This window comes from Pseudomonas sp. NFACC08-1, assembly GCF_900106735.1.
GTDB lineage: Bacteria > Pseudomonadota > Gammaproteobacteria > Pseudomonadales > Pseudomonadaceae > Aquipseudomonas > Aquipseudomonas fluorescens_Q.
The window spans coordinates 88870-111489 of record NZ_FNNL01000015.1; the positions used below are offsets into that span (position 1 = coordinate 88870).

General features: G+C 59.9%; 24 protein-coding genes, 1 tRNA gene and 1 pseudogene. 8 read left to right on the forward strand and 18 right to left on the reverse strand.

The annotated features are described in order from the left end of the window. Positions 1 to 144: 144 nt before the first annotated feature. From BLU76_RS25215 to BLU76_RS25230, 4 genes are read right to left on the reverse strand one after another with little or no spacing between them, the layout of a single operon-like run. Positions 145 to 2232, reverse strand: coding sequence for a DUF6311 domain-containing protein (locus BLU76_RS25215; RefSeq protein ID WP_092224879.1), 2088 nt, complete (start codon positions 2230 to 2232; stop codon positions 145 to 147). Beyond that, positions 2229 to 2564, reverse strand: coding sequence for a GtrA family protein (locus BLU76_RS25220; protein ID WP_063325150.1), 336 nt, complete (start codon positions 2562 to 2564; stop codon positions 2229 to 2231). Before BLU76_RS25220 ends, BLU76_RS25215 begins: the two co-directional genes overlap by 4 nt. Positions 2565 to 2608: 44 nt before the next feature. Then, complete coding sequence (locus BLU76_RS25225; RefSeq protein ID WP_092224881.1) at positions 2609 to 3319, reverse strand: class I SAM-dependent methyltransferase; 711 nt, start codon at positions 3317 to 3319, stop codon at positions 2609 to 2611. Between the two features lie 2 nt (positions 3320 to 3321). Next, entirely contained in the window at positions 3322 to 4290 is a 969-nt protein-coding gene (locus BLU76_RS25230) for a glycosyltransferase family 2 protein (protein WP_092224883.1), read from the reverse strand. 301 nt (positions 4291 to 4591) lie between these two features. Here BLU76_RS25230 and BLU76_RS25235 point away from each other — a divergent pair, with 301 nt between their 5' ends. The 3 genes from BLU76_RS25235 to BLU76_RS25245 all read left to right on the forward strand — a co-directional run bounded on the left by BLU76_RS25235 (position 4592) and on the right by BLU76_RS25245 (position 6264). Further along, positions 4592 to 4783 carry a YegP family protein gene (locus BLU76_RS25235; RefSeq protein ID WP_014337049.1) on the forward strand — a complete coding sequence of 64 codons (192 nt, stop codon included), beginning with the start codon at positions 4592 to 4594 and terminating at the stop codon, positions 4781 to 4783. A 205-nt stretch (positions 4784 to 4988) separates the two neighbouring features. Beyond that, positions 4989 to 5792: a helix-turn-helix transcriptional regulator gene (locus BLU76_RS25240; RefSeq protein ID WP_092224886.1), complete on the forward strand. Its 804-nt coding sequence runs from the start codon at positions 4989 to 4991 to the stop codon at positions 5790 to 5792. 103 nt (positions 5793 to 5895) lie between these two features. Beyond that, complete coding sequence (locus BLU76_RS25245) at positions 5896 to 6264, forward strand: cupin domain-containing protein (RefSeq protein WP_092224888.1); 369 nt, start codon at positions 5896 to 5898, stop codon at positions 6262 to 6264. A gap of 11 nt (positions 6265 to 6275) precedes the next feature. Here BLU76_RS25245 and BLU76_RS25250 read toward each other — a convergent pair whose 3' ends face one another. From BLU76_RS25250 to BLU76_RS32420, 3 genes and pseudogenes are all read right to left on the reverse strand, one after another. Next, entirely contained in the window at positions 6276 to 7022 is a 747-nt protein-coding gene (locus BLU76_RS25250; protein WP_092224890.1) for a phytanoyl-CoA dioxygenase family protein, read from the reverse strand. Between the two features lie 14 nt (positions 7023 to 7036). Next, a complete protein-coding gene (locus BLU76_RS32415) occupies positions 7037 to 7825 on the reverse strand; it encodes a methyl-accepting chemotaxis protein (RefSeq protein ID WP_371914654.1) in 789 nt (262 codons plus the stop codon). A 69-nt stretch (positions 7826 to 7894) separates the two neighbouring features. Beyond that, a pseudogene (locus BLU76_RS32420) lies at positions 7895 to 8671 on the reverse strand (MCP four helix bundle domain-containing protein); the annotation flags it as partial. Positions 8672 to 9462: 791 nt separating this feature from the next. Here BLU76_RS32420 and BLU76_RS25265 point away from each other — a divergent pair. Together BLU76_RS25265 and BLU76_RS25270 are read left to right on the forward strand one after the other, a co-directional pair. Then, entirely contained in the window at positions 9463 to 9756 is a 294-nt protein-coding gene (locus BLU76_RS25265; RefSeq protein ID WP_092148591.1) for a type II toxin-antitoxin system TacA family antitoxin, read from the forward strand. Further along, a complete protein-coding gene (locus tag BLU76_RS25270; RefSeq protein WP_092224894.1) occupies positions 9714 to 10235 on the forward strand; it encodes a hypothetical protein in 522 nt (173 codons plus the stop codon). The genes BLU76_RS25265 and BLU76_RS25270 overlap by 43 nt, the downstream gene beginning before the upstream one ends. A gap of 240 nt (positions 10236 to 10475) precedes the next feature. Here the strand turns inward: BLU76_RS25270 and BLU76_RS25275 are convergent. The 5 genes from BLU76_RS25275 to dapA form a co-directional block, all read right to left on the reverse strand. Beyond that, positions 10476 to 10565 (reverse strand) — tRNA-Ser (locus tag BLU76_RS25275). A gap of 83 nt (positions 10566 to 10648) precedes the next feature. Beyond that, a complete protein-coding gene (gene purC, locus BLU76_RS25280) occupies positions 10649 to 11362 on the reverse strand; it encodes a phosphoribosylaminoimidazolesuccinocarboxamide synthase (RefSeq protein WP_025212375.1) in 714 nt (237 codons plus the stop codon). Positions 11363 to 11389: 27 nt separating this feature from the next. Continuing rightward, a complete protein-coding gene (locus BLU76_RS25285; protein WP_063322524.1) occupies positions 11390 to 12148 on the reverse strand; it encodes an MBL fold metallo-hydrolase in 759 nt (252 codons plus the stop codon). A gap of 4 nt (positions 12149 to 12152) precedes the next feature. Next, on the reverse strand, positions 12153 to 13268 hold the full coding sequence (bamC, locus tag BLU76_RS25290) for an outer membrane protein assembly factor BamC (protein ID WP_092148600.1): 1116 nt from the start codon (positions 13266 to 13268) through the stop codon (positions 12153 to 12155). 17 nt (positions 13269 to 13285) lie between these two features. Then, on the reverse strand, positions 13286 to 14164 hold the full coding sequence (gene dapA / locus BLU76_RS25295) for a 4-hydroxy-tetrahydrodipicolinate synthase (protein WP_092148603.1): 879 nt from the start codon (positions 14162 to 14164) through the stop codon (positions 13286 to 13288). A 315-nt stretch (positions 14165 to 14479) separates the two neighbouring features. Here dapA and BLU76_RS25300 point away from each other — a divergent pair, with 315 nt between their 5' ends. Together BLU76_RS25300 and BLU76_RS25305 are read left to right on the forward strand one after the other, a co-directional pair. Further along, positions 14480 to 15040 (forward strand): glycine cleavage system transcriptional repressor, encoded by a 561-nt coding sequence (locus BLU76_RS25300; RefSeq protein WP_003184325.1) that lies wholly within the window; start codon positions 14480 to 14482, stop codon positions 15038 to 15040. 10 nt (positions 15041 to 15050) lie between these two features. Then, positions 15051 to 15524, forward strand: a complete 474-nt coding sequence (locus BLU76_RS25305) for a peroxiredoxin (protein WP_092224896.1) — start codon at positions 15051 to 15053, stop codon at positions 15522 to 15524. Positions 15525 to 15653: 129 nt separating this feature from the next. On the opposite strand, the gene BLU76_RS25310 is transcribed toward BLU76_RS25305, so the two are convergent. Together BLU76_RS25310 and BLU76_RS25315 are read right to left on the reverse strand one after the other, a co-directional pair. Continuing rightward, positions 15654 to 16724: an AI-2E family transporter gene (locus BLU76_RS25310; protein WP_063322528.1), complete on the reverse strand. Its 1071-nt coding sequence runs from the start codon at positions 16722 to 16724 to the stop codon at positions 15654 to 15656. 29 nt (positions 16725 to 16753) lie between these two features. Next, entirely contained in the window at positions 16754 to 16993 is a 240-nt protein-coding gene (locus BLU76_RS25315; protein WP_014337032.1) for a sulfurtransferase TusA family protein, read from the reverse strand. 98 nt (positions 16994 to 17091) lie between these two features. Here BLU76_RS25315 and BLU76_RS25320 point away from each other — a divergent pair, with 98 nt between their 5' ends. After that, positions 17092 to 18525 carry a M48 family metalloprotease gene (locus BLU76_RS25320; protein WP_063322529.1) on the forward strand — a complete coding sequence of 478 codons (1434 nt, stop codon included), beginning with the start codon at positions 17092 to 17094 and terminating at the stop codon, positions 18523 to 18525. A 61-nt stretch (positions 18526 to 18586) separates the two neighbouring features. On the opposite strand, the gene BLU76_RS25325 is transcribed toward BLU76_RS25320, so the two are convergent. The 4 genes from BLU76_RS25325 to rpoE all read right to left on the reverse strand — a co-directional run bounded on the left by BLU76_RS25325 (position 18587) and on the right by rpoE (position 22412). Continuing rightward, complete coding sequence (locus tag BLU76_RS25325; RefSeq protein WP_063322530.1) at positions 18587 to 20017, reverse strand: DegQ family serine endoprotease; 1431 nt, start codon at positions 20015 to 20017, stop codon at positions 18587 to 18589. A 234-nt stretch (positions 20018 to 20251) separates the two neighbouring features. Continuing rightward, the gene (locus BLU76_RS25330) at positions 20252 to 21199 is read right to left on the reverse strand and encodes a MucB/RseB C-terminal domain-containing protein (RefSeq protein ID WP_092148609.1); all 948 of its coding nucleotides are present in this window, start codon (positions 21197 to 21199) and stop codon (positions 20252 to 20254) included. A gap of 12 nt (positions 21200 to 21211) precedes the next feature. Then, entirely contained in the window at positions 21212 to 21799 is a 588-nt protein-coding gene (locus BLU76_RS25335; RefSeq protein ID WP_039010798.1) for a sigma-E factor negative regulatory protein, read from the reverse strand. A 31-nt stretch (positions 21800 to 21830) separates the two neighbouring features. Next, positions 21831 to 22412 carry an RNA polymerase sigma factor RpoE/AlgU gene (gene rpoE / locus BLU76_RS25340; protein ID WP_003172477.1) on the reverse strand — a complete coding sequence of 194 codons (582 nt, stop codon included), beginning with the start codon at positions 22410 to 22412 and terminating at the stop codon, positions 21831 to 21833. Between the last annotated feature and the right edge of the window lie 208 nt (positions 22413 to 22620).

A 22620-nucleotide genomic window follows, 5' to 3' on the forward strand; every position in this document is an offset into this window, starting at 1 on the left:
GCAATACCGTCGAAGAAATTGGGAGCGGCACCCTGCTTTTGTGGCGAGGGAGCTTGCTCCCGCTGGGCTGCGAAGCGGCCCCAAGATTTTGCGGTTGCTGCGCAACCGAGCGGGAGCAAGCTCCCTCGCCACAATGAAAAAGCCCTACCTCACGATCAGCGATTTCAGCCCCAGCGCCATGACTCGCTCATCACCTCCCAGCCCCAGCGCCTTGGGGCTGATGGCATCGGGTAAATGAAAATGCACGCGCAACGACCCATCCGTGCCCATCGTTTCACGAATAGCCGGTGTCAGGGGCAGTTCAAGGGTGTTGTCTTGCAGGCGCGTGAACTGCGTCGACAACGCCGCCACACCGTTGATCGAGACGTCCACTCGCTGGCGCGTATGCAGGGGGGGCTGCACGAACGCCGCCGCGTCTATCGAGAGGACGCGCGCTTCTGGCGCAATGCGCAAGACAATCTCAGCCTCGGTCCCTTCCGACCAGGTGCCCCAATCCTCGACGCGTCCCCAGCCACTGGCCAACATCGGGTTGATTCGGCTGAACACCTGGCGCTCGCCGATCTTCACCTGCACGTCCAGCGTCTCATCGGCAAACGATGGGCATTGGGCACATGACTTCCAACCCGGCGCCAGCACCACGAGGCCATCGATACGGGTCAACAGGTCGGTCTGGCGATTGACGGTCTTCGCCGCCTGGAGCGCGGCGCCAGGGTCGAGGATGTACAGCGAATCCGCTGCATACTCGCCGCTGGCAAGCATCTGCGCGGCGCGTCGCTGGGCTTGTTCGATCTCCCGGGTGCCCATGCGCCCCAGGTACACGCCATCGGTTTCCAATCCATGCTTCAGGGCGTATTGGCTGGTCAGCAGCCAGTTGTCCGGCTGGTTCTGCGGCAGCAGCGTCCGGACTTTCGAATAGTGGCTGGCCGCACTGGCCCAGAATGGATCATTCATGGAGGTGGACCAACTGGAGGCGGCCGGCATCATCCGGCTCTGGCGCAGGCCTGCCCATCCAGCGCGGGTATCCAGGACTTGCACCAGCAGGGCGATGGCCAACAGACACGCCGCCGCCCGTGGTTTGTTGCCGCGGATCACCAGGAAAATGACGGCAAATACGATGGCGTAGAACGCTGGCCAGAACATCCGGCCAGACGCGCGAAAGACATTCGCCAGCTTCTCCAGGCTTCCGGGCAGCCAGTAATGCACATCCAGCACGCCGATACCGAGGGTGTTGGTCAGCGAAAACAGCGTTAACCCGAACAGCGCCCACAGCAACAACCCTCTGTGGCGCACGGCACTCACCAGACCGGTATTGCCTTGCAGCAGTGCCACAGCGGCACAGATCGCCAGGATCAGGACTCCCAGTCCCAGGTAATTGAACCCTTCATAGTCCCCGGGCCCCTCGGGCAGGTCCCGCACGATGTAGGACCAGCCACTGGGGTCGACCAACGACAGTACATTCAAGCGGTACAGGCCATAACCACCCGATACGGTCCCGCCACCCACACTGAAATAACCGGCCTGCCAGCAACAGAACGCAACCAGCAAAAACAAACCGCTCAGCTCGATCAAGGCATCGCGTCGGGACAAGCGACCCTTGATGGCCTGGTTGGCGAGGTCGGCCAGCCAGATCAACGCCACCATGGCCAACAAGTAGGCATGCACCAACGCTGTCGCAGCCAATAGCACGCCCCAGGCCAGCCGTCGCCTCTGCAAACCAGGACGCAGCGCCAGGTACAAGGCCGCCAGAATCAGGAAATGCCCGGACAACGACAGATGCCCGCCCATGCGCAGAAACATCGGCGGCGAAAACACAAACAACCCGGCGCCCAACAGCCTGATCCACAGTGACGGCGTCAGCAGGCCGAGCAGTTTCCAGGCGAACCAGGCTTGCAGGATGAAACAGGCCAGCAACCACAGGCCAAAATACTGGAACGTCTCGGGCAGCCAGCCGCTGAAGGGCTTGAACAGGAACGCCAGAAACGGATTGGAATCGGAAAAAATGATGCCGTTGCCCAACTCCAAACCATAGGAAGGGTTCATGCCCAACGGAAAGGTCCAGGGTGAACTGCGGAAAAACGCCCAGCCCAAGTAATGGGTTGTCGTATCGCCCTCCCCCAGCCAGGCGATGTTCGTGGGGTCCAATACCCGTGGCCCGATCACCAGCAGGAATGCCAGCGCGCCCAACAGGATGGGCAATAAGCAGCCCCAGTAACGCTCACCACGAACGGTCATCGATACGTCCAGAAATTATGCAGGATGAAGGTGAACACCGGGATAATCAGCGCCACGGCTGCGATGCCCGCCAGGTAATCCAGGCCGACGCGCTGGGCGCCCCAGGCCACCAGCATCGCCAGCCCGAACCCGCCGATCGATACCACCACGAAACGGCCAAGGGTACGGCCATGCAAGCGACTGGAAAAGCTCCATAGGGTGTTGACCAGGTACGACACCACGGTCGCCACGACAAAGGCGAAACCATTGGCCAGTGGCGGGTTTGCCAGGATCAGGTGCACAAACAGCACGGCAGCCACCACATGGACTACGGTGACAACCAAGCCCGTCATGGCAAAGCGCAAGGCACGGCGCAGCAACGGCGAGTGCGTCCAGGTCACAGCTTCTGCGCCAGGCAGAACACCGTCAGGCCGACCATACGATTGGCGCCCATGAACGGACGCTCCAGGCTGCACAGTGACCTCAACACGCCATTGACCAGCGGATGATGACGCGCAAGCTGCGACTTGGCCGGGGCGCCGGACGCCTTGCGCTGCAACAGGCGCAGGGCGGCGGCAATGGGAAATACCAGGCCGAAGTAATACGCACCTTGCTGGACCTGCAAACCCGCCTGCGCCACGACACTTTCCAGCTGTTTGAGGGTGTAGCGGCGCTTATGCTCGAGAAAATCATCATGCCCGCTCCAGAGAAACTGGAACGCCGGCACGGTGATCAGGAAACGGCTGCCCGACGGCACTTTGTCGACGTAGGCCTTGAGCAGCCCCACGTCATCATCCACATGCTCCAGCACGTCCATCAGCAACACCAGGTCAGCGTCCAGCGTGTCGATGGCACGGCGGTAGCGGACCGGTTTACCGGCGGTACTGGCGTCGGAGTCGGCCGGATAACTGATGTCCACGCACCAGGCCTGGGCCGTTGCGGTATGGGTCAGCAGGTGATGGGAAAAAAAGCCCGACCCGGCCCCCACGTCCAGCAGCGTACTGGCCGAGGTGCCCTTGAGCATGTGCAGCATGGCGCGCGCTTTCGACCGGTAGTACCAATGCTGCTCGATATCGGGACCGAGGATATCGGTTTCCTTGAGGTCCATGGTCAGTCCTTGGCGTCATAGAGGCGCCGCACCAGGAAAATCGGTCGGCGCTTGGATTCGATGTAGGTGCGGCCCAGGTACTCACCCAGCACGCCGATGCCGATCAGTTGCAACCCACCCAGGAACGTGACCGCCACCATCAGCGAAGCATAGCCCGGCAGGTCCACCCCGGAAATCAGGGTTCGCAGTACGATGAAGATGGCGAACGCAAAAGACACCAGCGAGACGCAAAGCCCCAGGTACGTCCAGATACGCAGCGGTTCGGTGCTGAAGCTGGTGATGCCTTCAAGAGCAAAATTCCACAGGCGCCAGCCATTGAACTTGCTTTCACCGGCGGCCCGTTCAGGCCTGACGTAATCCACGTAGGTGGTGCGGAATCCTACCCAGGCAAACAGCCCTTTCATGAAGCGGCGAGATTCAGGCAGGGTTTGCAGGGCATCGACCACGCAGCGATCCATCAAGCGAAAATCGCCGACATTCTCCGGCAGCTTGTGGTCGGCGATCTTATTGTGCAGCCGGTAGAACCCGTTGGCGGAAACCTGCTTGGCCCAGGAGTCGGAGTCGCGGTTGATCCGATGGCCCAGCACCACCTCGGCACCGTTGCGCCAGTGGGCAATCATTTCCAGGATGACTTCGGGAGGGTCTTGCAAATCGACATCGATCGGCACCACCGCCTGGCCACGAGCGGCTTGCAGGCCGGCACTCAACGCCGCCTCCTTGCCGAAGTTGCGACTCAGGTCGACGACTCGGATGCGCGGATCGGTCTTCTGCCGTTCCAGCAGCAGCACCAATGTGTCGTCCACGCTGCCGTCGTTGACGAACACCAGCTCCAGGCTCACCAGCGCTTCATGGGCAAAGACCTGGTCGATCCTGGCCATGAACACATCGATGGACTGGACTTCGTTGTAGACCGGAATGACAAGCGAAAGCGCTAGACGACCTTGCAGATCCGTTCCTGGATATTCAGTCACTTGATAGCTCTTTTTCTTATAGTGTTTTCAGTCCCATCGGCTTGCGGCCCTAGGCGTCGAAACGTATTAAGCAGGACCGAGCAGGGCAACGCAAGGATCAAACCGGAACTTCATCGGACCGTGTGTTCGCAACATGACTTTTTTCCTACAGAAAGTCGAACCCTCTTTCCAGGCTCATGCCCAGCAATATTTAATAACCAATGGAAACGAATTTCCCGTAGCCAAAACCCGCCACTTGGCTAGGCTGGCAGCCACATGTCCAACGCATGTCTTGACTGAATGAATCGCAGGGAGCGAACCGATGTATTTTGAAATCTATCGACAGACCCGAGGCACCCCGAGCACTGGAAAAGGCCAATGGCGCTGGCGCTTGAGAGCCGGCAACCACGAAACGATCGCCAGCGGCGAATCCTATGTGAACAAGAGTGACTGCCTTCACGTCATCGGGCTGATCAAGAATGTCCAGGGCGAAACGCCTGTGAAGGAGATCTGAGCCGAATCATTGTGGCGAGGGAGCTGGCTCCCGCTGGGCTGCGAAGCGGCCCTATGATTTTGCGGTTGCTGCGCAACCGAGCGGGAGCAAGCTCCCTCGCCACGGGTTCAATCGCCTCAAGTGAGCTGTTTGCAGCCTGAGCTTTTTTTGCTGTAACGAAGGTTTTCAGGCAGGTAGGGTATGCGGACAAAAGGAGGCTGGTGCAATGACTCGATCAAACCATAATCGCGACTGGCTGGTGCGGGCGCCCGAATCGAGGAAAATGGAACGCATCGAGGCCTATTTCAGCGGGCATGGCTACACCACCCATCGCCACGACACCTACGCCATCGGAATCACACTTTCCGGCGTGCAGAGCTTCAACTATCGCCACAGCAAGCGCCACAGCCAGCCTGGCGGCACCATCGTCCTGCATCCGGACGAGGCGCACGATGGCGAAGCCGGGACGAACGAGGGTTTTCGCTACCGGATGTTCTACATAGAACCGTCGGTGATCCAGCAAGTGCTGGGGGGCAAGCCATTGCCCTTCATCGAAGGAGGATTGTCCAACGACCCTCGCCTCAACATCGCGACCCGTCGACTATTGAACGGCCTGGATCATCCCCTCGATCCGCTGGAGGAAGAGGACGCCATCTACGATGTGGCCCAGGCACTCGACATCGCAGCCGGCAGCCGACGTGGGCGGCTGATCGACTACCCCGCGGCAGAGCGTGCCCGCCTGTTCATCCATGATGCCCTCCAGCAGACGATCACACTGGACGACCTGGTGCAGGCCAGCGGCCGGGATCGATGGAGCCTGTCCCGGGATTTCCGGGCACTGTATGGCACCAGTCCCTATCGCTACATCACCCAGCGCCGCTTGAACGAAGCCCGGCGCCTGGTATTCCATGGCATGCCGCTGAGCGAAGTAGCCCTGGCCTGTGGTTTTTTCGATCAGAGCCACATGACCCGACTGCACACCCAGGCCTTCGGTATTTCACCGGCACGCTGGCTGAAAATGCTGCGCTGAAGGCACAGGCTGGGCACGACAAAAAGCTGCACGATCATCCAATACGACACCCAGGCCCCGACAGTAAGGTACAGCTCACCACCCACCCGAGGAGCATGCCTCGATGACCCACTACGCCCCCATCAACTTCGCTCAGAAATACGCACTGTTCCACGAACAATGGGCACCGAAAGTCGTGGCCGAAATGAATGACTACCAATTCAAGATCGCCCGGCTCGAAGGCGAATTCATCTGGCACACCCACGCCGACACCGATGAAACCTTCATCGTGCTGGAGGGCCAGTTGCGTATCGATTTTCGCGACGGTGCGGTGACCATAGGGCCAGGCGAAATGTACGTGGTCAAAAAAGGTGTCGAGCACAAGCCCAGCGCCGCGCACGAAGTGAAACTGCTGCTGATCGAACCACGTGGTGTCCTCAATACCGGCGAACAGACCAATGAGCGAACGGCAGTCAATGATGTGTGGATCTGACTGAGCCAGGCTCAATCGTATTCAGCTTCCTGGTGATCGCCCAACAACCGCCGCTGACGAGGGGTCGCGGCGACCAAGACCACAGGATTGAACTGCCAATGCAAATAAGGTGAGAACTTCTGCGCGACCATCCGCCGACCATAGTGCACCTGAAGCATGTAACGCGTGCGGTCGGCGGTCCGGTTATCGCTACCGGCGTGCCATAGCTCACTGCGCAGTATCAGCACATCGCCCGCCCGGCACAGTACGGGCTGCGCGGGGCGCCCTTGCCACTGCGTTTCGCCCTTCACTGGGGCCCGGCCGGCTTTGTGGCTGCCCGGAATGACCTGGGTCGGGCTCAAGTCGGCGTCGATGTCATCCAGGTAAAACTGCGCGGTAAAGACCTGCATCGGCAGTTCAAAGGCAGGGTCGGCCAACAGCCCTGGCGGCAATTGCATCGCCAGATAATCCAGGTGTAACGGTGCCCCGGTAAAACCGGGATGGCAGCGCCAGGCCGTTTGGCCGATGACATGGCAATCGTCGCCCAGGGCTGCCTCGGCCAGCTCGATCACCCCGGCCACATCCAGGAACGGCAGCCAGAACGGATCGCGATTGAACACACATTTGTAATGATCGATGACACCGCTGTAGTCCCAATGCTGGGGCTTCAATTGGTCGATGGCATGGCGCAGGTCGGCGATCTGTCGGGCATCCAACACGCCGGGCATCAGGACAAAACCGTCCTGATGCAGCGCACGGAGCTGATCGTCAGTGGACACGACACCCTCCTGCTTCAGGTGCGGAAGCGGCCGATCAGTTCTGCCAGGTTTCTCGACAGGCTGGAAAGCTGTTGGCTGGCATGCATGCTCTGGGCAGAGTTCGCTGCCGCTTCGTTGGACAAGTCGCGGATATCGGAGATGTTGCGGGCGATCTCTTCGGTGACGCTGCTTTGCTCCTCGCAAGCACTTGCGATTTGCGCGGCCATGTCATTGATCTGCTGGATCGAACCGCCGGTACCGCTAAGCACCTGATCGACACCCGCGGCACGTTCGACGCTATCGCGGGCCTTGGTGCTGCCCACGTGCATGGCTTGTACAGCCTTGGCGACACCGCTCTGCAACCGCTCGATGCGAACCTGAATGTCCTTGGTCGAATCCTGTGTGCGCGCCGCAAGCGCCCTCACTTCATCGGCCACCACGGCAAAGCCACGGCCCTGCTCACCGGCCCGCGCGGCTTCGATGGCAGCGTTCAGCGCCAACAGGTTGGTCTGTTCGGCAATGCCACGGATCACCTCGAGCACGGCGCCAATACTGGAGGTTTCCTGGGCCAATGCCTCGATCGTGCCCGAAGCGCTCTCCACTTCCTGGGCCAACTGACGGATCGATTCGATGGTACTGCTGACCACCTCGGCACCGTCACGAGACTGGCTGCTCGCCTGTTGCGCGGCGCCCGAGGCGTTCGCCGCGTTATGCGCGACTTCATGCACCGCTGCGCTCATCTGGGTCGCAGCGGTGCTGACCTGATCGAGCGCCGCATGTTCGCTGCTGATCAACCGGTCATTCGTCGCGGCCATATCGGCCATGGCGCGGGCGGCGGAATCTACTTCACCTGTCACCCGTCCAACCTCGGCGATCAACGGCTGCAACTTGTCGAGAAAGCGGTTGAAGGCGCTGCCGAGCTGGCCCAACTCATCGGCCGAGCGTACCTCCAGACGCCCTTTCAGATCGCCGCCGCCCTCGGCAATCTGCTCGACGCGGTGCAGCAGTCGACGCATAGGGCTCAGCACCACAAGTGGCAGAACGACAAGCACCAGGATGCAACCAAGCAAGCCGACCAGCAGAATCACGCCTTGATGCACGCCGACCGTCTCACCGTTTTCAATCGCTGCGTCGCCTTCGCGATGCGACGCCGCATCCTCTAGCTCACCCAGCTTGTCGATAGAGTCGCGCATGGTTTCGAACAGGCGCTCACTGTCACCAAAACTCAGGGCACTGGCGCCCTGCGGATCGCCTACAGACAGTTCGAGGACCCGCCGCGACACCTGCATCCATTTCCCGAAGCTGTCATTGAACTGACTGACCAACGCCTGCGCCTCGGCACCGGGCTGCATCGCGGCATATTTCTGCACGCGGTCATAAGCCTGCTTCGCATTCTCGCCATGACTGGTGCTCAGCGCTTTCAAATGCTCGTTTGCATGACCATCCAGCAGGCTGCGCTCGGCGACGAAAGCCTGATAAAGATCACGGTCGGCGTTGAGCAGCAGGCTGATCGCCGGCAGATAACGCTTGGTCAATTGCATACTGGATTCAGTCACCTGACCGATACCGCGCATGCCCGCCCACCCCATCAGCACCAGCAACACAGCCAGGAATGCGATCGGAAGGGTGATTTTCCAGCGAAAGCCCAGATCGGCAAAAAACCGCAGCATGGGGTGTCACTCCTTTCATGGGGATTAACCTACCTATCGGCAGCCATGCCTTGAGCTATAGACCATTAGTCCAATTGTTACAAAGCTTTGGGTCTGGCAGACACCGGGGTTATGCAGGTCGCTGAGGGGAGTTGGCGGGATAAAAAAAGGCGGGGGGAGGCAATAGCTGCGGGAGTTTTCTGACACTTCCCGCCCACATAATTTAGGGAGTTTTCTGACTCATCATCTGATTGATGATTTTTCCAGAAGGGCTCTATAGTCCAAGCGTCGTTCGTAAGAGCGGCTTGGGTTTGGCGACGATCGGGGTTCCTCGGGATTCGTACAGAGTCTAGCGCTTGGCGGACGCAATACCTCCCGCGTCTCACTCGATCCAATGGTCTCGGCCCGCGAATGCCTGGGCTGCCAATACTCTATTGGCAAACAAAGCCGGCACCCAGATCGCTATGGGCTGTACCACTTTCGTCGCTCACCCGAACGGATGGGATCAGATGGCTGAGCCGCATCGAGCGGTTGAAAATGGTGGGGGGTCTCGGACTGGATGCGACCACCCTTGCGAAGGCTTTCAGTGCCCGGAACGCCCGTTGATACGCGGGTCGCGGAGCGGGTTTGACGGGGTTGCCAGCGGCGCAGCCCGTATAGCCAAACGATACACGCGTATAGACAATAGCTACACGCTGATATAGTGTTAACCACGAAGCCGACTCAACGGCATCGAATCTAAATCGATAGATCTTTCCAACGACTGATCACATTAAGCGAAGCACCGAGGCACCTCCAAGGCGGGAATCAACATGACCGTAAATATTGAAAAAATCGAAAGATCCAAGCCCGTCCCCATCAACATGAGGGCGGATGAAAAAAAACGGAACCTGATCGATTTGGCAGCTGCCCTGTCTGGTCGTGATCGAACCAGCTTTATCTTGGAAGCTGCTTGTCAGAAAGCAGAGGAAGTCATCCTTGATAAGCGGCTGTTCCTTCTCGATGACGTTGCATTTGACGCATTTGAACAGGCCTTGGAAGCCAATCCGATTCAAGGTAACAAATGTCTGCTTCAACTTCTCGAAAGGCCCAAACCGTGGAGCTGAGGGCTCCAGAAAAGCTGAACGACGACCACATCCTGGACGAATTCGATTCAGGCGTAGCGTCGATCAACGATTATCTTCAAAAAACGGCGCGTGAAGCCCAAGCCGCCAAGCAAGCCGTTGTGTACGTTGTCTGTCGCAAGAACACGTTGGTCGTCATGGGCTATTACACACTGTCGAGTGGATCGATTGCTCGGGAGAATGTCGTTCCGAAAAGCCGTCAGCGCAATTCCCCAAGTGTGCACCCAGTGACCTTGTTGGGACGCATGGGCGTCACTGAGGCAGCACAAGGCCGGGGCTTCGCTATCGGCTTGCTTCAAGATGCGGTTGAACGAGCAATTATCGCGTCTGAAGCCATCGGCTCTACTGCAATGATTGTCCACCCGCTTGACCAGCGTCTGTCGGACTTTTATGCCAAGCACGCAGGATTTATACCGTGCCCAGGGCTTTCACCTATTACGCTGATGTTGCCACTCCGATAGCTTTTTGACGGACCACGCCCCATCCCAAGGTCCACAGTATATCGACGGCTTAGCATGTTCATCCGCACCGCATCAGAGTGCCGGGGATCGGCGCTTTTGCGAATTGCTCATGCTGTCCAAGCGAAACAGGGCCTGTCCCCGTTTTCCCGATGGGTTCCAGTCATGCCCCGGACCAAACGCCAGAAACGAAAAAGCCCCTGAAATGTTCAACCATTTCAGGGGCTTAGTCGTATTCAATAATGGCGGAGAGATAGGGATTTGAACCCTAGGTACTGTCGCCAGTACAACGGATTTCGAATCCGTCCCGTTCGGCCACTCCGGCATCTCTCCAGTGGCGCGCATCATACCAGCACATTCGCCGGAAGCGAACCCCCGAGCGAAATTTTTTCCGTGCTATCAGATGCTTGCGTCGATTACAGCGGCACACCCAGACGCTGGGCGACTTCTTCGTAGGCTTCGATGACGTCACCGAGGCCCTGGCGGAAGCGGTCCTTGTCCATCTTCTTCTTGGTGTCCTTGTCCCAGAGGCGGCAGCCGTCCGGGCTGAACTCGTCGCCCAGGACGATGGAGCCGTCGCTGAACACGCCGAATTCAAGCTTGAAGTCCACCAGCAGCAGGCCGGCGTCGTCGAACAGCTTGGTCAGTACTTCGTTGACCTTGAGGGACAATTCCTTCATGCGGGCCAGTTGCTCGGCGGTGCCCCAACCGAATGCCACGACGTGGGATTCGTTGATGAACGGGTCGCCCTTGGCGTCGTCCTTCAGGAACAGCTCGAAGGTGTAGGGGTTGAGTTTCATGCCCTCTTCCACGCCCAGGCGCTTGACCAGGCTGCCGGCGGCGTAGTTACGCACGACGCATTCGACCGGGATCATGTCCAGCTTCTTGACCAGGCATTCGTTGTCGCCCAGCAGCTTGTCGAACTGGGTCGGCACGCCGGCGGCTTCGAGCTTCTGCATGATGAAGGCGTTGAACTTGTTGTTCACCATGCCCTTGCGGTCCAGCTGTTCGATGCGCTTGCCGTCGAACGCCGAGGTGTCGTTGCGAAACAGCAGGATCAAGCGGTCAGCGTCGTCGGTCTTGTAAACCGACTTGGCTTTGCCGCGGTAGAGTTCTTCACGTTTTTCCATGATGGGCTCCGCTTGCTAAGTAGTGGGCTAGGCGATATGTCGCCAGTCGAGCCCTGAATCTTGATCGGCCAGTTGCAGCCAGTCCGGGTCGCACCCGAGGGTGTCGACAAAACATTGCCGGGCCAGCTGCGGCAGGTTGTTCTTGCTGCTCAGATGGGCCAGGACCAGGTGTTGCAGGCCTTGCCAGCCCAACTCGGCCACCAGGAACGCTGCCTGGTGGTTGTTCAAATGCCCGTGTTCCCCGCCTACCCGCTGCTTGAGGAAGTACGGGTAGTAACCACGCGCCAACATGTCGCGGCAGTGGTTGGACTCGATCATCAACGCATCGAGGTCCCGATAACTGTCCATCACCCTGTCGCAATACGACCCCAGGTCGGTCAACAGCCCAAAGCGCCGCTCGCCGTCGCTGAACACATATTGCGTCGGTTCCCGGGCATCGTGCGCCACGCTGACCACGCTGATATCCAGGCAACCGATGCGCAGTTGCTCGCCACCGGCCACGAAACCGGCCGGCTCGATGGGCTTGCGCAGGCCTGCCAGTGTCCCACGGCTCAGGTACACCGGCAGATTGTAGCGCCGAGACAGCAAACCCACGCCATGCACGTGGTCGGCATGTTCGTGGGTCACGAGTATCGCGCTCAGTTGCGCCGGGTGCACACCCAGGCGCAACAGGCGCTTCTCGGTTTCCCGCAGGGAGAAACCACAATCGACCAACACATACGTGCCGGCGCTGGCTACCAGCGTGCCGTTCCCTTGGCTACCGCTGCCGAGAACGGAAAAACGCATCGGATCAGCCCAGGTTGTCCTGAATCACGCCCAACACCTTGCGGGCCACATCAGCCGGCGCCACGGTATTGATGTTCTTCTCGACGGTGACCTGGACGTTGTCGCCGACCTTGCTCAGGCGAACCTGATAACGCTCGGCGCGCGCCTCGATTTCTTCCTTGTCCGGCTTGCTGCCGAACAGGCCACTGAAGAAGCCAGGCTTCTCGTCTTTCTTCTCGGCCTTTTCAGCGAGGTTGATGTAGTACAGGCCCAGGCTGCGGTTGATGTCTTCAACGCGCCACTCGCCCTGCTCCAGCGCGCGACCAACGCTCGACCAGGCACGGTCCAGGTCGGAGCCGACGTTGAGCACCGGGTTGCCGCTGCCGTCTTCGCTCAGGCTGACGCGACTCGGCGCATCGAACTCCTTGGACGCCAGCATCGAGACCGAACCGCCCTGCTCCGCGTTACGACTCATGCTGGCGAGCATGTCGTCCACCAGCGCAGCGTCGAGGCCGGTATTGACCGAGCGGTTGGTGAAGGCCACGTCGGCGGTGCTGCCGGCAGGTCGCTCGGCGCTGACCACATAGACCTCACTGGTGTTGCGCTGCACGCCCGGCTCGATACGCACCCGCACGCGGGTTTCGCTGTCGGCCGCAACACCGGCGGCGCTCATGCGCTTGGCCATGGCAGCAGACAGTTCATCGGAGCGCTGCCAGGTGGTGGTGAATTCGCCAGTTTGTGGGCGCTGTTCGTCCAGGCGGAAACCGTTGTCCTGGAAGAACTGGATCGCCACTGGCCAGACTTCGGCCGGTGGATGCTGGCCCATGACCCAGCTGGAGTCGCCGCTCTTCTGCAGGGTGTAGTCGCTGGCATCGGCCACGGCCGACAGCGGCTGTGGACGTGGGACGATGTATTCGCCCTTGACGCTGTCGTCAGCGACGTTGCGCGGGATCGGCAGCAGCGGATCAAGGCGCTTGGCGACGCTGACGTCTTGCGGCAGTTGCATCGGTGCAGTCTGTTGCGCCTGCAGGTAATCGCTACCACGGTCGCGGAAGTAACCTTCCGGTCCCCAGATCCATCCGCAGCCGCTGGTGCTGGAGATAATCAAGGCAAGTGCGGAAAGTCCGGCCATTCGCTTCATGCGTTGTACTTCCTCAATTAAACCAGGACGCCGGACCGGCGCATGGCCTGCCGCAGCGGTTCGTGACAGGGGGTGCTCAGCCAGGTCAGTGGCAGGCGGATGCCTTCGTGCATCAGGCCCATTTCAACCAAGGCCCACTTCACCGGAATCGGGTTGGCCTCGATGAACAGGTCCTTGTGCAACGGCATCAGTTTTGCGTTGATTGCCCGCGCAGTCTCGGCGTCGCCCTTGAGCGCGGCCTCGCACAGGTCGGCCATTTCGCGCGGAGCAACGTTGGCGGTGACGGAGATGTTGCCCTTGCCGCCCAGCAGGATCAGCTCGACCGCTGTCGGATCATCACCGGACAGCACGATGAAGTCCTTGCTCACGCCATCGAGGATGGCCTTGGCGCGCTTCATGTCGCCGGTGGCTTCCTTGATGCCGATGATGTTCGGCACGGTGGACAGGCGGATCACGGTCTCGGCCTGCATGTCGCAGGAGGTGCGGCCGGGAACGTTATAGAGGATCTGCGGGATATCGACGGCTTCGGCAATGTGCTTGAAGTGCTGGTACAAGCCTTCCTGGGTCGGCTTGTTGTAGTACGGAACGACCAGCAGGCAAGCGTCGGCACCGGCTTCCTTGGCGTTGCGGGTCAGCTCGACGGCCTCGCGGGTCGAGTTGGCGCCGGTGCCGGCGATGACGGGGATGCGACCGTTGACCTGCTTGACCACGGCACGGATGACTTCGATGTGCTCATTGACGTCGAGGGTTGCCGACTCGCCGGTGGTACCGACAGCGACAATGGCATGGGTGCCGTTCTCAAGGTGGAAGTCCACGAGTTTGCTGAGGCTGGCCCAGTCAAGATGCCCTTGTGCATCCATGGGTGTGACCAGTGCCACCATACTGCCCGCAATCATGAAACCGCTCCTGCCGGAAAAAGAGAGCGGTAATGGTACTGGCGCCAAGATGCTTGTACAAGCGAACTACCATTCCCCTTGGCGATGGTTTTCGCTACCCTTCAGGCTTTGATCGGTACCGACAAGCTCATATGCCGGTTTCCAGCCTCCGTTTTCGTCGCCGCAAGCCCCGATCCCGGGTTTGTCCCGGTGCGTTCCAGCTGTCGTGGAATGCAGCGCAACCCCGGGCACAAGGCTTGAGCCGTTCGTTTTTCCGGGCCTGGCGCTGTATCGAGCGGCAAAAGTACCGACCGCTCATCGCTTTAGGAATGCTGCATGTCCACCCCCACAGTCCGCGAACAATTCCTTGTTATCAGTGCCCTTGGCGCCAACCCCATGGAGCTGACTAACGTCCTGTGCCGCGCCAGCCATGAAAATCGCTGCGCCGTCGTGACCTCACGCCTGACCCGTCACGGCGAATGCAGTGCGCTCGTGCTCGAGATCTCCGGCAGCTGGGACGCCCTGGCTCGCCTGGAAGGCAGCCTGCCGGTGCTGGCCAAGAAGCATGCCTTCACCGTCAACGTGGTGCGTAGCGCCGCGCTGGAGAACCGTCCCCAAGCCCTGCCCTACGTGGCCTATGTGAGCTCGGCCTACCGTCCGGACATCATCAACGAGCTGTGCCAGTTTTTCATGGACCATCACGTCGAGCTGGAAAACCTGACCTGCGACACCTACCAGGCCCCGCAGACCGGCGGCACCATGCTCAATGCCACGTTCACCGTGACCCTGCCGGCCGGCACCCAGATCAGTTGGCTGCGCGATCAGTTCCTGGATTTCGCCGATGCGATGAACCTGGACGCGCTGATCGAACCGTGGCGCCCACAAAACCCAATGTAAGGAAGCGTTCATGGCCGTTGCAGTCGACCAGCCGGTTACCGATTTCCAGGCACCCGCCACCAGCGGGCAGACCATCAGCCTCGCCGCCCTCAAGGGCAAACAGGTGGTGATCTACTTCTACCCAAAGGACAGCACCCCGGGCTGCACCACCGAAGGCCAGGGTTTTCGGGACCAGTATGCGCAGTTCCAGGCCGCCAACACCGAAGTGTTCGGCGTCTCCCGGGACAGCCTCAAGTCCCACGAGAATTTCAAGTGCAAGCAGGAGTTCCCGTTCGAGCTGATCAGCGACAAGGACGAGGCCGTCTGCCAGTTGTTCGACGTGATCAAGCTGAAAAAACTCTATGGCAAGGAATACCTGGGCGTTGATCGCAGCACCTTCCTGATCGACAAGAACGGCGTGCTGCGCCAGGAATGGCGTGGCGTGAAGGTGCCGGGGCATGTGGATGCGGTGTTGGCGGCGGCTCAGGCCCTCGACAAGGGCTGAAATTCTCGCTGCCTGTACTGGCGCCATCGCGAGCAAGCTCGCTCCCACATGGGATCTGTGATGTTCAATAGAACCCTGTGGGAGCGAGCTTGCTCGCGATGAGGCCATCAGCCCCAACCGATGGATCAGCTACAACAACGGCGCGACAACCGGCTCCTTGCTCGGCCACGCATCCAGCACCGCCTTGAACAGGGTCGCCAGGGGGATCGCGAAGAACACACCCCAGAACCCCCACAGCCCGCCAAACAACAGCACCGCACAGATGATCGCCACCGGGTGCAGGTTCACCGCCTCGGAGAACAGCAGCGGGACCAGCACGTTGCCGTCCAGCGTCTGGATAATCCCGTAGACCGCCATCAGGTAGATGAACTGATCGCTCCAGCCCCACTGGAACAGCGCAATCAAGGCCACCGGCACGGTCACCACTACGGTGCCAACGTAAGGCACCACCACTGAAATGCCCACCAGCAGCGCCAGCAGGGCGGCGTAATTGAGCCCCATGGTCACGAAACCGATATAGGTCACGCCGCCGCAGATGAAAATCTCGATGACTTTTCCGCGAATGTAATTGGCGATCTGCCGATTCATCTCCTGAGCCACTCGGGTAATCAGCGCCCGCTCACGCGGCAGGTAGCCTCGGACCCAACGACCGATCATTTCCCGGTCCTTGAGGAAGAAGAACACCAGGATCGGCACCAGCACCAGGTAGATCATGATGTTGACCAGAAGCGGCAGGCTGGACAGCGAAAACGTCAGCGCCCATTGGCCGAACTTGCCGATCTGGCCGCGCACGACTTCAATGGCTTGCAACACCTGCTCGTCGGACACCAGATGCGGATAACGCTCGGGCAACAGCAACAGCACGGACTGCCATTTGGCAAGCATCCCCGGCAACTCGTTGAAGAGCGTCACCAACTGGTGCCAGAGCAGCGGCACGATCACGATTATGAACACCAACAACAAGCCCATGAACAGGGCGAACACCAAGCCCACCGCCACCGCACCCGGCAACCGCAAGCGCTCCAAAGTCGTGACCAAACCTTGCATCAGGTACGCCAGCACCATCCCCGCCAGCACCGGCGCGAGCATGCCGCCCAGGGTGAGCACGGCGGCAAAGGCCAGGAACAGCAGCACCGCCAGGACCACAGCTTCTTCATCGGAGAAGTAGCGCTGGATCCAGTCGCGTAACACTTTGAACATTAAAAATCCTTAAGAGACGCTGTGGGTTTTCAGGCCTTTTTCAGCCAGTAACGGTAGACGCCGTTATCGTCTTCTTCACGCAGCAGCGTATGACCGGCCAATCGGGCGAAGGTGCGAAAATCACGTTGCGAGCCCGCATCCGTGGCGATCACCTTGAGCACACTGCCGCTGGCCAGGCGATTGAGTTCCAGCTTGGCCTTGAGCAACGGCAACGGACAGTTCAGGCCGCTGGCGTCCAGTTCGGCATCGTGGGCTACAGCATCGGTCATGGGTTCACTCCGCGGCAGATCGTTGAGCGGCCTAGAATATCTGGTCCCGGGCCCGGTGTCCGGCTACAGTAAGGTCTTTGTCGACTAAGGCTTCGTGCATGACATTTCTGCGCCCCACCCTGCTGACGCTCGCTTGCCTGCTTGCCTCACCGGGCTTCGCCGACGACCTGCCGTCACTTGGCGATGCCAGTTCTGCCATCGTCTCGCCAGAACAGGAGCACCAACTGGGCCGCGCCTGGCTGGCCCTGCTGCGTAGCCAGGTTTCACAGCTCAACGATCCACAGCTCAAGGACTACGTCGAATCCAGCGTCTATAAACTGGTGGAAACCAGCCAGGTCAACGACCGACGCCTGGAGTTCATCCTGATCAACAGCCCGCAGCTCAACGCCTTCGCCGCACCTGGAGGAATCGTCGGGGTCAACGGCGGCCTGTTCCTCAATGCGCAGACCGAAGGCGAATACGCCTCGGTCATGGCCCACGAACTGGCGCACTTGTCACAACGCCACTTCGCCCGCGGCGTCGAAGCCCAGCAGCGCATGCAAGTGCCAATGATGGCCGCACTGCTGGCCGGCATCGTGATTGCCGCCGCCGGTGGCGGTGACGCCGGGATCGCGGCCATCGCCGGGACCCAGGCCGCGGCCATCCAGGAACAACGGCGTTTCTCGCGCCAGAACGAACAGGAAGCCGACCGCATCGGTATCCAGAACCTTGAAAAGGCCGGCTACGACCCGCGGTCCATGCCGACCATGTTCGAGCGCCTGATGCGCCAGTACCGGTTCGACGCCAGGCCCCCGGAATTCCTGCTGACTCACCCGGTGACCGAATCCCGGATCGCCGACACCCGCAACCGCGCCGAACAGGCCAAGCCGGGCGGTATCGAGGACAGTGTGCGCTATCAACTGATTCGCGCACGGGTCCAGTTGATCTATGAAGAAACCCCGGGCCTGGGCGCCAAGCGCTTCCGGGCGCAGCTGGATGAGAACCCGAAGAACGACGTGGCGCGCTATGGCCTGGCGATCGCGCAGATCAAGGGTGGCCAGTTGAATGAAGCACGGGAGAACCTCAAGCCGTTGCTGGCCAAATCGCCCAACGAGATCATCTACAACCTCGCCCAGGTGGACCTGGACATCACCAGCAACAAACTGGCCGACGCTCAATCCCGCGTCGACCGGATGCTGGGCCAATACCCGGGCAACTATCCGCTCAACCAGGTGCGCGTCGACCTGCTGCTCAAGCAGAACCGCCCCGCCGACGCCGAGAAGGCCCTGGAAAACTTGCTCAAGACCCGTCCGGACGATCCGGATGTCTGGTACATGGTGGCCGAGACCCGCGGGCTGTCGGGCAATATCATCGGCCTGCATCAGGCTCGTGCCGAGTACTTCGCACTGGTGGGCGACTACCGTCAGGCCATTCAGCAGTTGGACTTCGCCAAACGGCGCGCCGGCACCAATTTCCCCCTGTCGTCACGCATCGACGCCCGGCAGCGGGAACTCATGGAGCAGGAACGCATGGTCAAGGACATGATGGGCTGAGCATTTGCCAGACAATAAAAAACCGCCTCTATCGAGGCGGTTTTTTTGAGCCGCTAACCGGTCATTCGGCCAGCTTGAAGGTGATGAAGCTCGCACGCCCCTGGCGCAGGACCCGCATCGAGACCGAACGATTCTTCGGCAACGCCTTGGCGATGTCGGTGAACTCCTTGGCGGAACCGATGGCCTGGTTGTTCAGGTGCGTAATGATATCGCCCGGCTGAAGACCGATCAGGGCGGCAGGACCATCCTGCACCTCCTTGATCACCACACCGCCCTGAAGCTCCAGGGTGCGCTTCTGCTCTTCGGTCAGCTCGGCCACAGCCACGCCCAGACGGTTGCTGCTGCGCTCGACGCCAGACTTGGGCAGCGAATCCAACTCCTTGCCTTCTTCAGGAATGGCGCCGACGGTCAATTCGACGTTCTTGCGCTTGCCTTCACGAATCACTTCCAGATTGGCCTTGGCACCGGCCTTGAGGGCACCTACCAAGTGCGGCAGGTCGGCGGACATGACGATCGGCTGACCATTCATGCTCAGGATCACGTCACCCACTTGCAGGCCGCCCTTGGCAGCCGGGCCACCTTCCTGGATCTGCGCCACCAGCGCACCGGCCGGTTTTTCCAGCCCGAACGACTCGGCCAGATCCTTGTTCACTTCCTGAATGACCACGCCCAACCAGCCGCGGCTCACCTTGCCTTCGCTTTTCAGTTGATTGGACACGTCCATGGCAACGTCGATCGGAATCGCGAAGGACACGCCCATGAAACCACCCGAACGGGTATAGATCTGGGAGTTGATGCCGACGACTTCACCCGCGAGGTTGAACAGCGGGCCACCGGAGTTACCTGGGTTGATCGGTACGTCGGTCTGGATGAACGGCACGTAGTTTTCGTTCGGCAGGCTGCGACCGATGGCGCTGACAATACCCTGGGTCACGGTGTGGTCGAAGCCGAACGGCGAACCAATGGCCACGACCCATTGGCCGGCTTTCAGGTCCTGGGATTTGCCCAGCTTGAGCACGGGCAGATCCTTGCCTTCGATTTTCAACAGCGCCACGTCGGAACGCGGGTCGGTGCCGATCAGCTTGGCCTTGAGCTCACTGCGATCGGCCAGGCGTACCAGGATTTCGTCGGCATCGGCGATCACATGGTTGTTGGTCAGGATGTAGCCATCAGACGAAATAATGAAACCCGACCCCAGGGATTGCGCTTCGCGCTGGCGACCACCGCCAGGCGAACGGGGTTGTTGCGGCATGCCGCGTTCGAAGAACTCACGCAGCATCGGCGGCAAACCTTCCAGGTCTGGCATTTGCTGGTCCGACACGCGGCGATCCGGCAGCTTCTGGGTCGTGCTGATGTTCACTACGGCGGGCGACGCCTGCTCGACCAATTGCGTAAAGTCGGGCAACTCGACCGCCACGGCAGGAACGGCCTGGCCGAGCACAAGCACGGTGGCAAGGATAGAGAGATAGGTTTTCAAGCGTGGTATCGACATACGGCTCCCGTTACGACGAGCATGGTTAAGCGATATGGAGCAAGGAATACCAGGAAAAGATACGCCGGTATTTTTGTTCCGGAAACAGACAAGGCCAGGGCCGAGCGGCTCTGACCTATAGAAAAAAAGCTGGGTTTTTGCAAATGAAAATACTGACAGGAAGTTTCGGCATTTCGATCAAGCCCTGGCATCATCAGCCTCTCGCACAATCGAACCACCCATCCAGCCAGCAGGCTATTGAGTTGCCGTGACGTCGGAACGCATGGAAAGCGCAATCCGTTCCGCCGTACCGATAGGAATCTCACCGACCACCGTGACCATCATCTCACCCTGGGGCGTCGTGAGCCTGCGGGAGACGGCAGCCGTCGGGCCGAGCTGAGTACGGGTATCAGTGGCGTTGGCACCGTTCAACGGCTCCAGGAACACCGAGAAGCGCGCCAGGCCATCGTCGTACATCAAGCTGTTGACCTGGACCTGAGTGTCCGGGTCCTTGCGCACGGCACTGCTGGACAGCTCGAACCCAGGCGGAAGCCAGTCCGAGTGCCAGGCGGCTTTCACTGCGACGACCTTGGCGGAATCCTGCGTGACAGCCTTGCATTCGGCGCTGGCTTGCAGATCACCGTCTGTCGGCGCGGCGACATTCAAGCGGGTGAACTGGAAACGTTCGAGCAACTGGCCCTTGTCATTGAGCAACAGGGACTTGAGCGGCAAGCCGGTCTCTTTATCCAGGTGCAGCTCGAAACCATAGCGATGCTGGTCCTTTGGCGTCATCGCCACAATGACCGCTTGACGCCCGGCCACGCGCGACTTGCCAATGACGGCCAGGTCATACCAATTCTTGAGTTTTTGCGGATCGAGCGCACGTGAGGTGCCGTCAGGCGTATTGCCCAGCCCCGCGATCAAGGAGCCACTGACGCATTGAGTATGCCCATCAATGCGCAGGACTTCCTGTGCCGAGCCGTCGAGCTGGAGTAACCGCTCGCGGACTTTGCCATCCTGGACGCGATGCCAGATGTTATGGGTAGAAAAACTACCGTTGCGCTCGTAAACGAAAGTGCCCTGGAAGCTCTGCTGCTGCTCGGCTTGACTCAGGCGATTCAACCAATCCTGAGCCTCATCGGCATGGGCTGGAATCGCACACCAGCCACCAAGCAGAAGCGTGAATAGAGGTATGGCGCGCAATGGTTTTCCTTATTAACGATTTTCCATGCTGGCTGCACGGGCGTAAGGCAGTGCGCTTTCAGTACCTTTCAGGGCAGCTTGCTGAGCATGCTGACGCAGGTAGTTGGGCAGACGCTGATCATGCCAGCCAGGTTGGCCTTGCAGAACACCATTGACCATTGGGCCTGCGGTTTCCGAGCCTTCGCTGTAACCGGCCAGTACCGCTGGGCCCTTGACCTGTGGAGCGGCCAGGCCAGGCTGGTTGGATTGCTGCGCCATCTGCACGCCGGCAATCTCATCCTGGTTGTACAGGCGCACACCGGCCAGTACGGCCACGGTGACCGAAGCGGCTACTGCCAGGCGACCCAGGCTGCGCCATGGTCCGCGAGAGGCTTTAGCCGGTACGGCTTCGTCAGCCAATGCAGCGGAAACGGCCGCAGCGATGTCCAGGCGTGGAAGCAACAAATCCTTGTGCATCACGGCCCGGGCGATCTGGTAACGAGCCCAGGTCTCACGGGTTTCAACATCGTCGAAGGCATTCAATACCCGACGCAATTCCAGTTCGTCCGCTTCGTTATCCATCACTGCGGACAGCGATTCCTGCAGGGCTTCACGACTCATGGCGTTCCTCTCTTGGCTGTCGCCGCTGTCTCTAGTTTTCCTGCAACAAAGGTTGCAGGGCTTTATCAATGGCCTCCCGGGCGCGGAAGATCCGGGAGCGCACGGTGCCTACAGGACATTGCATGACGCTCGCAATGTCTTCGTAACTCAGACCGTCGAACTCGCGTAAAGTTAAAGCCGTACGCAAATCTTCGGGCAATTGCTGGATGGTTCGATGGACGGTGCCTTCGATCTCATCCCGCAGCAACGCACGTTCTGGTGACTCGAGATCCTTGAGGCCATGATCGCCATCATAGAACTCGGCATCCTCAGAACTTACATCGCTATCCGGCGGCCGGCGGCCGCGTGAAACCAGATAGTTTTTCGCCGTGTTGATGGCGATGCGGTAAAGCCACGTATAAAACGCGCTGTCCCCGCGAAAATTACCAAGTGCGCGGTAGGCCTTGATGAAGGCTTCCTGAGCGACATCCTGCGCTTCATGGGTGTCGTGCACGAAACGCACGATCAACCCGAGAATTTTGTGCTGGTATTTAAGCACTAGCAGATCGAAAGCTCGCTTGTCGCCGCGTTGGACGCGCTCGACCAGCTGCTGATCCTCTTCCTGGGTTAGCATGAACACTCCTCGATAAGCTCGAAGGAGGCTTGCATTACTAATTGACCGGGCTTGCAAACATAGACTCGGGCTTTTCGCAAAAGTTCTCCCCCTTCCAAGCAAGTTTCCGGCGCGCTCTGATCTCGGCACGCACGAAAAACGCAGCAGGAGATTCCCCGGCTGCGCGAATAATCTGTCACCGGGCCTGACGGCAGAGACTCCAATCGAA